Origin of the sequence: Vibrio chemaguriensis, from assembly GCF_012275705.1 — a bacterium.
Taxonomy (GTDB): Bacteria; Pseudomonadota; Gammaproteobacteria; order Enterobacterales; family Vibrionaceae; genus Vibrio; species Vibrio diabolicus.
The window spans coordinates 97,924-111,064 of record NZ_SHOE01000012.1 but is presented as its reverse complement, the minus strand read 5'-3'; the positions used below and the strand labels follow the sequence as shown (position 1 = coordinate 111,064).

8 protein-coding genes are annotated in these 13,141 nt (G+C 44.8%); 6 read left to right on the top strand and 2 right to left on the bottom strand.

Going from position 1 to position 13,141, the window contains the following annotated elements:
- Nucleotides 1-41: 41 nt before the first annotated feature.
- The 4 genes from sucA (at nucleotide 42) to sucD (ending at nucleotide 6,356) form a co-directional block, all read left to right on the top strand.
- Complete coding sequence (sucA, locus tag EX191_RS13145) at nucleotides 42-2,867, top strand: 2-oxoglutarate dehydrogenase E1 component (RefSeq protein WP_047009528.1); 2,826 nt, start codon at nucleotides 42-44, stop codon at nucleotides 2,865-2,867.
- Nucleotides 2,868-2,895: 28 nt separating this feature from the next.
- Nucleotides 2,896-4,104: a 2-oxoglutarate dehydrogenase complex dihydrolipoyllysine-residue succinyltransferase gene (gene odhB / locus EX191_RS13140; RefSeq protein ID WP_005393012.1), complete on the top strand. Its 1,209-nt coding sequence runs from the start codon at nucleotides 2,896-2,898 to the stop codon at nucleotides 4,102-4,104.
- Nucleotides 4,105-4,317: 213 nt separating this feature from the next.
- On the top strand, nucleotides 4,318-5,484 hold the full coding sequence (gene sucC / locus EX191_RS13135) for an ADP-forming succinate--CoA ligase subunit beta (protein WP_054867849.1): 1,167 nt from the start codon (nucleotides 4,318-4,320) through the stop codon (nucleotides 5,482-5,484).
- Nucleotides 5,484-6,356 carry a succinate--CoA ligase subunit alpha gene (gene sucD, locus EX191_RS13130; RefSeq protein WP_005382181.1) on the top strand — a complete coding sequence of 291 codons (873 nt, stop codon included), beginning with the start codon at nucleotides 5,484-5,486 and terminating at the stop codon, nucleotides 6,354-6,356. Before sucC ends, sucD begins: the two co-directional genes overlap by 1 nt.
- 71 nt (nucleotides 6,357-6,427) lie before the next feature.
- Here sucD and znuB read toward each other — a convergent pair whose 3' ends face one another.
- Entirely contained in the window at nucleotides 6,428-7,213 is a 786-nt protein-coding gene (gene znuB, locus EX191_RS13125; RefSeq protein WP_046874250.1) for a zinc ABC transporter permease subunit ZnuB, read from the bottom strand.
- Nucleotides 7,206-7,994, bottom strand: coding sequence for a zinc ABC transporter ATP-binding protein ZnuC (znuC, locus tag EX191_RS13120; protein ID WP_006742704.1), 789 nt, complete (start codon nucleotides 7,992-7,994; stop codon nucleotides 7,206-7,208). Before znuC ends, znuB begins: the two co-directional genes overlap by 8 nt.
- Before the next feature lie 78 nt (nucleotides 7,995-8,072).
- Between znuC and znuA the strand changes: the two genes are divergently transcribed.
- On the top strand, nucleotides 8,073-8,960 hold the full coding sequence (gene znuA / locus EX191_RS13115) for a zinc ABC transporter substrate-binding protein ZnuA (RefSeq protein WP_046874248.1): 888 nt from the start codon (nucleotides 8,073-8,075) through the stop codon (nucleotides 8,958-8,960).
- A gap of 201 nt (nucleotides 8,961-9,161) precedes the next feature.
- Nucleotides 9,162-12,539 carry an AraC family transcriptional regulator gene (locus EX191_RS13110; protein WP_193447883.1) on the top strand — a complete coding sequence of 1,126 codons (3,378 nt, stop codon included), beginning with the start codon at nucleotides 9,162-9,164 and terminating at the stop codon, nucleotides 12,537-12,539.
- Nucleotides 12,540-13,141 lie beyond the last annotated feature (602 nt).

Genomic DNA, 13,141 nt, shown 5'->3' with positions numbered 1-13,141 from the left:
AAGACCGAAGCAAACGTGAAAACTACTGGTTAAGGGAAAATATGCACAACGGCGTGATGAAGGCATGGCTCGAGTCTTCACACTTGGCTGGCGCCAATGCAACGTATGTAGAGGACCTCTACGAACTGTATCTAAGTGATCCCGATCTGGTAAGTGAGGAGTGGAAACGTGTTTTTGAAGGCTTACCTAAGCCGTCAGAAGAAGTGGCAGAACAACCACATTCACGTGTCCGTGACTACTTCCGTCGACTCGCTAGAGAAACAAAGCATTACAATGTCCAAGTTAGTGACCCAGATGTCGATGCAAAACAAGTAAAAGTTCTACAGCTAATCAACGCATACCGTTTCCGCGGACATGAAGCTGCAGAATTAGACCCACTAGGTCTATGGCAACGCCCAACCGTGGCGGAGTTAGACCCTGCTTTTCATAATCTTACCGAAGATGACTTCGAAGAAACTTTCAACGTAGGTTCTTTTGCTGTTGGGCAAGAAACCATGAAGTTGAAAGACATCTATGAAGCCCTCAACAAAACTTACTGCGGTTCCATCGGTGCTGAATACATGCACATGACTGACACAGAGCAAAAACGTTGGATCCAACAACGTCTTGAGTCTGTCGTAGGCCAGCCATCATTCAACAAAGATGAGAAGCGCACATTCCTAGAAGAGCTAACAGCCGCTGAAGGTTTGGAGCGTTACCTCGGAGCGAAATTCCCAGGTGCAAAACGTTTCTCTCTAGAAGGTGGTGACGCACTGATTCCGATGACGAAAGAGTTGATCCGTCACGCGGGAACAAGTGGGATGCGTGAAGTGGTTATCGGTATGGCTCACCGTGGTCGTTTGAACATGCTGGTGAACGTGCTTGGTAAGAAGCCTCAAGATCTATTCGATGAGTTTGCCGGTAAACACGACGAAACTTGGGGCACCGGTGATGTGAAATATCACCAAGGTTTCTCTGCCGACTTTGCTACCCCAGGTGGTGATGTTCACTTAGCTCTTGCATTTAACCCATCGCATCTAGAAATCGTCAACCCAGTAGTCATGGGGTCGGTGCGAGCACGTCAAGATCGCTTGGGTGATAATCAAGGTAGCAAAGTGCTTCCTATCACTATCCACGGTGACTCTGCAATCGCTGGTCAGGGTGTGGTTGCCGAAACGTTCAACATGTCACTGGCTCGTGGTTTCCAAGTCGGTGGTACGGTGCGTATCGTTATTAACAACCAAGTTGGCTTTACGACGTCTAACCCTCGTGACACGCGTTCAACGATGTACTGTACAGATATCGCGAAGATGGTTCAGGCGCCAATTTTCCACGTGAATGCCGATGACCCAGAAGCGGTTGCTTTTGTTACTCGTATTGCTTTGGATTACCGCAACGAGTTCAAGCGCGATGTCGTGATTGATTTGGTGTGTTACCGTCGCCATGGTCACAACGAGGCCGATGAGCCAAACGCGACTCAGCCTTTGATGTACCAAAAAATCAAAAAACACCCTACACCACGCAAATTGTATGCGGATATTCTGATCGATAAAAACGAATCAGATATCGAGACAGCGACTCAGTTAGTCAATGAGTACCGCGACGCATTAGACCGCGGTGAAGTGGTGGTTAAAGAATGGCGTCCAATGGCGTTGCACTCTGTAGACTGGTCCCCTTACTTAGGGCATGAATGGGATATGGAGTGGGATTCAAAATATGACAAGACGCGTCTTATCGAGTTGGGTAATCGTCTTTGTCAGTATCCAGAAAGCCATAAACTGCAAAGCCGTGTTAATAAGCTTTACAACGATCGCCTAGCAATGATGACCGGTGAAAAAGCAATCGACTGGGGTATGGCCGAAACATTGGCGTATGCAACATTAGTTGATGATGGTAAGCGAATTCGCCTTTCTGGTCAGGATTCGGGTCGTGGTACTTTCTTCCACCGTCACTCGGTTCTTCATAACCAAACAGATGCAAGTACGTACATTCCATTAGCGAATATTCATGACAATCAGGGTCCATTCCAAGTGTTTGACTCAGTACTGTCAGAAGAAGCGGTATTGGCATTTGAATACGGTTACGCAACAGCAGAGCCAGGTGGTTTGACTATTTGGGAAGCGCAGTTTGGTGACTTTGCCAACGGCGCGCAGGTTGTGATTGACCAATTCATCTCGTCAGGTGAGCAGAAATGGGCACGCTTGTGTGGTCTCACAATGCTTCTACCTCACGGTTACGAAGGTCAAGGCCCTGAGCACTCCTCTGCACGTCTAGAGCGTTACCTTCAGTTGTGTGCTGAGCAAAATATGCAGGTTGTAGTTCCTTCAACACCGGCTCAAGTATACCACATGATTCGTCGTCAAGTTGTACGCCCAATGCGTCGACCTCTGATTGTTATGTCGCCAAAATCTTTGCTGCGCCATCCTCTATGTACTTCGACAATTGAAGACTTAGCGGACGGTACATTCCAATCTGCAATTCCAGAAGTAGATGATTTAGACCCAAGCAAAGTAAAACGCGTCGTGTTCTGTTCAGGTAAGGTTTATTTTGACCTACTGGAGCAGCGCCGTAACAACGAGCAAGACGATGTCGCTATCGTGCGTATCGAGCAGCTTTATCCATTCCCGATGGAAGAAGTACAAGCAGCGATTGCTCAATACACCAACGTTGAAGACTTCGTGTGGTGTCAGGAAGAGCCTCAGAACCAAGGTGCTTGGTACTGTAGCCAACACAACTTCCGTGCCGCTATTCCTGCAGGTGCAGATCTTAAATACGCAGGTCGCCCAGCTTCTGCTTCGCCAGCAGTTGGCTACATGTCGGTGCACTTGAAACAACAAAAAGCGTTGGTTGAAGACGCTCTGAACGTGAACTTAAAAACTTCGAATTAAGAACTAGAAGTTAAAGGAAGAAACAGATATGACAATTGAAATTCTGGTTCCAGATTTACCTGAATCAGTTGCTGATGCAACCGTAGCGACATGGCACAAACAACCAGGCGACGCAGTAGAGCGTGACGAGGTTTTGGTTGACATCGAGACAGACAAAGTCGTGCTAGAAGTGCCAGCTCCGGAAGCAGGCGTTTTGGAAGCTATCGTTGAAGAAGAAGGTGCGACAGTACTTTCTAAACAAATCATTGCTAAATTGAAGCCAGGTGCAGTTGCAGGTGAGCCTACCGCAGACAAAACAGAAGGTACGGAAGCATCTCCTGATAAACGTCATAAAGCTGCGCTTAGCGAAGAAAGCAATGATGCACTAAGCCCAGCAGTACGTCGTTTATTGGCTGAACATGGCTTAGAAGCAAGCCAAGTGAAAGGCACTGGCGTTGGTGGTCGTATTACGCGCGAAGATATTGAAGCGCATCTTGCGAACGCTAAAGCTGCGCCAAAAGAAGAAGCACCAGCAGTGGTTGACGTGCCGGCAGCGGCTCGTAGCCAAAAACGTGTTCCAATGACTCGCCTGCGTAAGACAGTCGCTAACCGTCTACTAGAGGCGAAGAACAACACGGCAATGCTAACGACGTTTAACGAAGTGAACATGAAACCAATCATGGACCTTCGTAAGCAGTACAAAGATCAGTTCGAAGAGCGTCACGGTATTCGTTTGGGCTTCATGTCTTTCTACGTAAAAGCAGTAACAGAAGCGCTTAAGCGTTACCCAGAAGTAAATGCTTCGATTGATGGCGATGACATTGTTTACCACAACTACTTCGACATTAGCATGGCGGTATCAACGCCACGTGGTCTAGTTACACCTGTCCTAAAAGACTGTGACAAGCTTGGTTTCGCTGATGTTGAAAAAGGCATCAAAGAACTGGCTATCAAAGGTCGTGATGGCAAGCTAACGGTAGACGAGCTAATGGGCGGTAACTTCACTATCACAAACGGTGGTGTGTTCGGTTCACTAATGTCTACACCAATCATCAACCCACCTCAATCAGCGATTCTTGGTATGCATAAGATCCAAGAGCGTCCGATGGCAGTGGATGGCAAAGTTGAAATCTTGCCGATGATGTACCTAGCGCTGTCTTACGATCACCGCCTAATTGATGGTCGCGAGTCTGTTGGCTTCCTAGTGACGATTAAAGAGTTGCTAGAAGATCCAGCACGTCTCCTATTAGACGTTTAATATCGCTAAAACGTCTAGTTATCGTAGGTAGCTAGACGTTAAAAATTTCAATGGCTAGACTAGCTCAACGTCTGGCCTTCATTTGAATCCCACACCATGAGTACTCGTGATGAGGGATTGATTTGAGAAGACCCTACAGACGTACAAGCAGCCAAGACTGCAGCGTTATGGAAATAATAAATCCCTTAAGGGAAAAACAAACGGAATATCGAAATGAATTTGCATGAATACCAAGCCAAACAGCTGTTTGCAGAATTCGGTTTGCCTGTGCCAGAAGGCTACGCGTGTGATACACCACAAGAAGCTTTTGAAGCTGCAGGCCGTATCAGTACAGAAAAGAAAGTAGTTAAATGTCAGGTTCACGCTGGTGGCCGTGGTAAAGCGGGCGGTGTAGAGCTGCACGATACAAAAGAAGGCGTTAAAGAGTTTGCACAAAAGTGGTTAGGTAAAAACCTAGTGACTTACCAAACTGACGCTAACGGTCAGCCAGTTACAAAAATCCTTGTTGAAGAAGCTTCAAACATTGCAAACGAATTATACCTAGGTGCGGTTGTTGACCGTGCAAGCCGTAAGATCGTTTTCATGGCTTCAACAGAAGGTGGTGTTGAAATCGAAAAAGTTGCGGAAGAAACGCCGGAGCTTATCCACAAAGCAGCAATCGATCCACTAGTAGGCCCACAAGCTTACCAAGGTCGCGAGCTCGCGTTCAAACTTGGTCTTGAAGGTGACCAAATCAAACAATTCGTTAAGATCTTTATGGGTCTTGGCACTATGTTCTCTCAGTACGACCTTGCTCTGCTAGAGATCAACCCACTTGTGGTTACTGGTGAAGGCAACCTGCTATGTCTTGATGGTAAGATCAACATCGATTCAAACGCTCTTTACCGTCAGCCTAAGCTTCGTGAAATGCATGATCCATCACAAGAAGATGAGCGTGAAGCGCACGCAGCTCAGTGGGAACTGAACTACGTAGCACTAGACGGTAACGTTGGCTGTATGGTTAACGGTGCTGGCCTAGCAATGGGTACGATGGATATCGTAAACCTACACGGCGGCAAGCCAGCTAACTTCTTAGATGTAGGTGGCGGCGCGACGAAAGAGCGTGTTGCTGAAGCATTCAAGATCATCCTATCTGATGACAACGTGAAAGCGGTACTTGTTAACATCTTCGGTGGTATCGTACGTTGTGACATGATCGCAGAAGGTATTATCGGTGCGGTTAAAGAAGTAGGTGTAAGCGTACCTGTTGTTGTTCGTCTAGAAGGTACTAACGCTGACCTAGGTCGCGAAGTTCTTGCTAATTCTGATGTTGATATCATTGCTGCTGAGTCGCTAACGGATGCTGCTCAGAAAGTTGTTGCTGCTGCGGAGGCTAAATAATGTCTGTATTAATTAACAAAGACACTAAAGTAATCTGTCAGGGTTTCACTGGTGGTCAAGGTACTTTCCACTCAGAGCAAGCTATCGCATACGGCACTCAGATGGTTGGTGGTGTGTCTCCAGGTAAAGGTGGCCAAACTCACCTAGGTCTACCTGTATTCAACACAGTTCGCGAAGCAGTAGAAGCAACTGGCGCAACAGCGACAGTAATCTACGTTCCAGCACCTTTCTGTAAAGATGCAATTCTAGAAGCGATTGATGCTGGCATCGAGCTAATCGTAACAATCACGGAAGGCATCCCTACAACAGATATGATCGACGTGAAAGTGAAGCTAGAAGAAACTGGCGTTCGCATGATCGGTCCTAACTGTCCGGGTGTTATCACTCCTGACGAGTGTAAGATCGGTATCATGCCTGGTCACATCCACAAGAAAGGTAAAGTAGGTATCGTATCTCGCAGCGGTACTCTAACTTACGAAGCAGTTAAGCAAACAACAGACGAAGGTTTCGGCCAGTCTACTTGTGTTGGTATTGGTGGTGACCCAATCCCAGGTTCAAACTTCATTGATATTCTAAAACTGTTCCAAGAAGACCCTGAAACAGAAGCGATTGTTATGATCGGTGAAATCGGTGGTACTGCAGAAGAAGAAGCAGCAGCATACATTAAAGAAAACGTAACGAAGCCAGTAGTTTCCTACATTGCTGGTGTAACTGCTCCTCCTGGTAAACGTATGGGCCACGCTGGTGCGATTATCTCTGGCGGTAAAGGTACTGCTGAAGACAAATTTGCTGCACTAGAAGCGGCGGGCGTTAAGACTGTGAAATCTCTAGCAGAGATCGGCCAAGGTCTACGTGAAGTAACGGGCTGGTAATTTCCAACTCGAAGCTTAAAGCTAAAAAAGCCTAGCAATTATTGCTAGGCTTTTTTGTATCAAGGTACTTTTTACGATTTTTGGCGAATAAATTGGCTAAGCATAAACAGAGATGTTGCGCTGATTACTACTGATGGGCCAGCCGGCGTATCGAAGTGCCATGATAGGCTAAGCCCCATTAGTACTGCCACAGAGCCAATAATAGATGCGAACAGTGCCATTTGCTCTGGTGATGAAGAGACCTTACGTGCTGTTGCTGCTGGGATGATCAGCAAAGAAGTCATGATAAGTGCCCCAACAAACTTCATTCCTACGGCAATCACAACACCTACCATAAGCATTAACACCAATCTAACCAAGTCTGTATTGACGCCCTCGACGGCAGCAAGCTCTTCACTAACTGTGCTCGACAATAAAGGTCGCCAAAAAACGTAAAGACACACACTAACAGCAGCGACACCTGCGTAAATGAACATCAGATCTTGCGGAGATACTGCGAGTAAGTCACCGAACAAGTAACTCATCAGATCTACACGGACATTATCCAAGAAACTAACAGAAACTAGACCAACAGATAATGCGCTATGGGCGAGTATACCCAGAAGCGTATCGGTTGCGACCAGTTGTTGTTTCTGCAATGTCACGAGCAATACGGCGAGTGCTAAACAGCAAACGAGTAGTGCAAGATAAAGGTTCACGTTGAGCAGAAAGCCTAATGCCAAACCCATCAATGAAGCATGTGCCAGGGTATCACCGAAGTAAGCCATTTTGCGCCAAACGACGAATGACCCAAGAGGACCTGCAATGATCGCGATGCCAATACCAGCAAGAATAGAAGGTAGAAGAAACTCAATCATGGTGATGATGTCCGTGTTTATGGTTGGAGCATGATGTCGCATCGCCAGTTACTGGCGTTCCGGATAAATCGTGATGATGATGCTCGTGGTCGTGATGATAAAACGCGAGCGATTCTCTCGCTGCATTGCCAAATAGCGCGATGTAAGAAGGGTGCTGAGTAATCGTGGCAGGTGAACCAGAACAGCAAACATGGTGATGCAGACAAATGACATCATCTGTTTTGGCCATTACTAAATGTAAGTCGTGTGACACCATAAATACACCGCAATCGAATCGGTGACGAATGCTTTCAATTAGATCGTAGAGATCGATTTGACCTTGAATATCCACACCCTGCGCAGGTTCATCTAGCACTAACAGCTCTGGGCGTTGAAGCAAAGCACGCGCAAGTAATACGCGTTGGTTTTCACCACCTGATAAGCGATGCATGTTACTACTAATTAAATGCTCAGCGCCAACAAGCCTTAATGCATCAATACATTCTTGTTTACTGTATTTTCCTGCTAAATTTAGAAAACGGGTGACATTCAATGGAAGAGAGTCATTGAGTTTCAATTTTTGAGGAACATAACCAATTTTTAGTTTTCTTTGTCGGTTTAATTTGCCGCTAGTCGGTTTTTGAAGGCCTAAAATGACTTTGACTAACGTTGATTTTCCCGCTCCATTGGGACCAATTAGGGTTGTTATTTTGCCCTTTTGTAATTCCATACTAATGTTATCGAGAACTCTGCGGCCATCGAACTCGACGCATAAGTGCTCAAGATGGACTAAGGAAGACATGAATGAAACTCATTTGCAAATCAATAATGTTATAATGTAACATTATCACACTTTCTACACCATATCCCAAGTAAAACTATGAAAAGAGCATTAATTCTTGCTGCGTCAGCGATGCTAACGTTGCCAGCACACGCAGTAACGGTACTAACGAGTATCAAACCGATTCAGTTATTAGTGACAGAACTTACTCAAGGTGTGACTTCGCCAGATGTATTACTGCAGTCCAACACTTCACCCCATGATTACGCTTTACGCCCATCGGATGTTAAGAAAATCGCTTCTGCTGATTTAGTTATTTGGTACGGACATGATCTCGAACCGTTTCTGGAAAAAGTCGTGTCAGACAGATCGAATATTCTGACTATTAGTCAAATTCCAGATCTAGATTTGCGTGAGTTTGATAGTGAGCACAACCATGACCATGATGGCCACGATCATGGTTCACATGATCCGCACTTTTGGTTAGGTGTAAGTCAAGCACAACAAGTTGCCAAGGCTGTCGTGAATCAACTGGGATCACTTGATCCGGAAAATGCAGCACAGTACCAAGAAAACCTTAAAAAATTTGAAACTGAGCTCAGCCAGACGGACCTGGAGATCAAGAAGAAATTATCGCCAGTGAAAGACAAAGGTTACTTTGTGTTTCACGATGCTTATGGTTATTTCGAAGAGCGTTATGAGTTAAATCAAATGGGGCACTTCACCGTGAGCCCGGATCGTAAGCCGGGCGCAAAAACCTTAATCCAAATTCGTCAAAAGTTAAGTTCAGGAGATGTAGCCTGCGTGTTTTCTGAACCTCAGTTTACTCCAGCTGTCGTTCAGAGCGTGATGCGAGGTAGCAAAGTTGCCAAAGGTGAACTTGACCCATTAGGGAGCACAATTGAAGCAAAACCGGGCAGTTACTTTACTTTTCTCAACAATATGGCGAATAATTTTGAGCAGTGCTTGAGCCAAAAGACGGATTAAGTAGTGTTGTTGTGTAGGAATAGTCCTTTTAACGTGATCCAGTAGTAAGAATTACAACCTTTGGCAAGGCGAGCCTTTTCTCAAACAGTAATTGAGATATCATTATCAATAATTAGCAGCTCAAAATAACCGTATAAGTCCATGCTGTAGAAGATATGGACGGTGAGCGCCGAGCACAAATTGATATAAAAGGTTTTCGTCTTGCTACGCCAATTAGCCCTTGTCTTGTTGGGCTTTTTCCTATCTTTCCAAGCATTTGCTCTTCATAATGCGAATGCCATCTTTTACCCTTTGCCGACTCAGGTTAAGGGTACTTTTATTGCGGCTAAAAAATTGTTCTTGGGTGAGCAAGGGGGCTTGTGGATTCACGACGTGCATGGGCGGGTGTTGTTTTATGATGGCCAAAATATCCTACCTAAATCAGGCAGTTTTTTACAAATGTCTGCCAAGCAACTGGCTTATCATGAAGGCTCGTTCTGGACCTTTGTTGAGAATGAGGTGTATCAAACTTATCCAAATCAAGAAAGACGTTTAGTCTTTAGCTTAAACCCCGGGTCGCAAATAAGAAAAATCGGTTCTTCTGAAGATTATATTTGGGTTAGTGATGGCGCACATTTCTATACTTACAACATCGATACTAACGAGTTAAAGTCCTTTTCTTTGTTGCAGCTCTATCAACATAGCAACAATAGCTATGTTTATATTAACGATGCAGTTCTGCTCGAAGAGAAGTGGGCACTTGCTACAACTTCTGGCTTTTATCTTTCAGAAGGAGATAAGTTTGACCATGTAGTCGCTTCAGGTCAGAACTACATTGAAAAGATCTACTACTCACACACGCGCAGAGAAATTCTGGTAGGAACGTTGCGTGGGGCATTAATTTTCAATATTTATCAACCTGATAAAGAGGTGATTAAGATTGGCGGTTCTCATGTATTGACTTTCGCTGAGACAAATCAAGAGTACTGGGTGGGGACTGAGCATGGTCTGTATTTATACTCATTCTTGTCAGGCGAAGTGACAGAAGTCGAGCCTGCAAGCTTTCTTGAACTGGAGCTGGATAATACAAAGATCTATTCGCTATTGAGTGACAACATGGGAGGGATGTGGATCGCGACTAACCAAGGCATTCGTTATTACTCCTTGTTTAGTAAAAAGTTTGAACGAGTAACCTTCAGTAGTTACGACTCGCAAACATTATCAGGGCGAATTCGACAAACCGCCACAGGACCTGATGATGCGCTTTGGTTCGCGGATGACCGAAAGCTTTATCGGACAGGTGAGAGTGGCAATATCAAAGTCTTGGAGCTTGATTCGCAGATCAATGAATTTGCATTTCAAGGTGGGATGCTTTGGCTTGCGACCTCTAAAGGGCTCGAAATATTCGAGTTGAATGGTCTTAACAAAGTGACATTTCCTTATTTACAGGTTATGGCTGGACACGCAGTGGAGCACGTGACTGTAGATGGTAGTGAGCGTCTCTGGGTATCAAGCGGATACCATCTTTACAATGTTGATATAACCAAGCAAAGCGTAAGAAACTTTGGAAGTGAGTGGCTAGTAAGTCAGTACTTACCAGCTAAGGTTACGCGTTTATACGACACTGAAGATTCTCTATTGATAGGGACCGATCATGGGGTTTATCAATACAGCAATGAACACATCCAGTTCATCCGCTATTCCGAAAAATTTGGTGAATCATTAGACATGGTCACGGCGGTTGATGGCAGTCAGTGGTTTGCGTCATCTTACGGCGTTTTTAAAACGATTAAAGGAAGTGACGAGAAACATGTTGTTGAAATGAGTGTGCCCAACGCGCGACCTGCTTGCTTGATCAGAGACAGGCAAGGTGTGTGGTTAGCCTCTTCTGTCGGATTAAGCTATTACCACCTTTCGGGTGAATTAGTGAAGCATTATTCATCGGCGTCTGGCTTAATGAACAACGAGTTTCTACCAGGAATTTGCAGTGTTATACAGCAAAAAGAAGGTGGTGAGCGAGAGCTCGTCCTAGGGTCGAAATACGGGTTGGTAAAAGCTGAAGCATCCAAGCTGCTTGTGTCCAACCCTCCAGAGTCGAAGTTTATCGTGAGCCAAGTTGTGCTTGAAAACGAGGTTCTACAAGTTGGTAGCGCCGATTTGAATGGAATAAAATTACCGTATGGCTCTTCTCTAAGTTTCTTATTTGGCGTGATGCCAAAACCAGACAGCCAAAATTTGTATTATCGATTGAATAGCGATGATCCTTGGCAAGCGCTAGAGGGAGGCCAACTGACTCTAGAGCATCTCAATTCCGGTGAATACCATCTGCAGGTAAGTAATGAGTCTCAAGTCGCTGCTGGATTGGTTGGGCTCGAGTCGTATTTTATTGTGCTTAATCCTTGGTATTTATCGCAACTCGCAATTTTAGGTTTTGTGGTCGCGAGTATTGCCATGGTTGCACTACTTATGTACTGGCGTTCTCGCTATGTTGTACAGGCTAACCGTGATTTAGCTGCGCAAGTGACACTCAAAACTAACCAGTTGAGGCATCAAAGCCGAGTGTTGTTGACGAGTAACCAACAGCTACGTAAACAGATTCAAGTCAGAAACCTGTTGGTTGATCACGTGGCGCAATCTATTAAGTCCAGTGTGGATTTTATAGCGTCAAAATTACCCATACCTTTGGATGCAGCTACGGAAGATCATCTGGCGAAAACGACATGGCAATTAAATGAGTTAAAAAGTGTTCCTGGCGAAGCTAGCGGCGGTAGTCACAATTACAATTTGAGTCAGATAACTCAATCGGTGGTTGATGTATGGCAAGATGATTTTGCGAAGGCTGGGACTATGGTGGAGCTTGAAGATGAGAGAAAAACAAGTCGAATTGCTCTGGAAAGCTTTAACCTTGATGTTATCTTCAACAGCATTTTTGCCAATATCATCAAGCGTTCTTTCCGAGGCCAAACGGTGAGAATCATGCTAGAAGAGGGCAATGATATTGTTTCATTGAGTTTTCTTGATTATGGGACGCAACTGCCTAATAAAGTCTCGACCGGGCGTCCATCTAATATGAACCACTCTGAATTGAGTATTGATCATCTTGCCCAGTTAGTGACAACGAGTGGAGGATACTTGGCGGTATTTACTTCCGACGCTCAAAATAAAATCGAAATTACATGGCCAACTGCGAAGGAAATGAGTTATGTGGATGAATCTTTGCAAGAATTTGAGTCTGAACCTATCGTCGAAGATAAAGTGACCCCAGAGAAAGAATGGTTGCAAAAAGTCTATCAGCTGGTGGCTGAGCATTACCATGACCCTGAGTTTGGTACTGCTTTAGCGGCTAAAATGCTGTTCATGTCAGAACGCTCTTTACAGAGGCGCTTTAAATCAGCCTCGTCAAGAACGTTAAAAGATTATGTAACCGAAGTTCGTTTAGAAACGGCGTGTGAGCAGTTATTAGCGGGCGAGAAAATCAGCGAAGTAGCGTTTAACTGCGGCTTTAATGATCCTTCTTACTTTAGCCAAAAGTTTAAATTGCATTTTGGTTTGCCTCCTTCCAAGTTTGCTTTGACTCAAGAAAGCCAAGAAACCAACTAAAAAACCTCATTACACACTCCCTAGTGAATATTCAAAAGACTGGGGAGCTGCTTATAGTGCTCTACTATTGCTAGAGCTACCAATGCAGTGATTCTCATTGCTTCTTCATCACATCTAGCCTACAAATCCATTCTCAATACGTAAGCACGGTCACGCTCTATCTGTTAGTAGCGCTGTTCTTAGCTATAACCATACATGGCTTAAGAGGACGGATTTACCTACGGCGACAAATAGATGAATGGTTGTATTTTTGTATCTAGAGTGCGTTGGTTCATTTGAGTAGTGGGGGTATGCGAAATTCGTGAAAACAGAACTGTGCTGAAAAGGTGGATAAGATAAAGAGTTTAGAGAGAGATGAAAAAAAATATCGTGGTATAGCCGGGGGGACTATACCACGGGTGTCAATGACACCTTCGCTTGCTGCCGGAGTGACATGTTGCCATGCCACCTCTGGAATTCATTTGAGAGGTTGCCCTCTCGATGGAGTAACTATACGAGAGGTTACTTATTTTTCTTATAAAAATAACGCCATGTTGATATGAGAAAAACGACAAAGTTTTAAATGTCATCTAACCTTTTGTTTTGTGTGGAGATTTTTATCT

What these genes read in the sequence shown, in the direction of transcription:
- sucD (WP_005382181.1), top strand. Translation starts at nt 5,484, where the DNA reads ATGTCTGTATTAATTAACAAAGACACTAAAGTAATCTGTCAGGGTTTC.
- sucA (WP_047009528.1), top strand. Translation starts at nt 42, where the DNA reads ATGCACAACGGCGTGATGAAGGCATGGCTCGAGTCTTCACACTTGGCT.
- znuC (WP_006742704.1), bottom strand. Translation starts at nt 7,994, where the DNA reads ATGTCTTCCTTAGTCCATCTTGAGCACTTATGCGTCGAGTTCGATGGC.
- sucC (WP_054867849.1), top strand. Translation starts at nt 4,318, where the DNA reads ATGAATTTGCATGAATACCAAGCCAAACAGCTGTTTGCAGAATTCGGT.
- odhB (WP_005393012.1), top strand. Translation starts at nt 2,896, where the DNA reads ATGACAATTGAAATTCTGGTTCCAGATTTACCTGAATCAGTTGCTGAT.
- znuB (WP_046874250.1), bottom strand. Translation starts at nt 7,213, where the DNA reads ATGATTGAGTTTCTTCTACCTTCTATTCTTGCTGGTATTGGCATCGCG.
- znuA (WP_046874248.1), top strand. Translation starts at nt 8,073, where the DNA reads ATGAAAAGAGCATTAATTCTTGCTGCGTCAGCGATGCTAACGTTGCCA.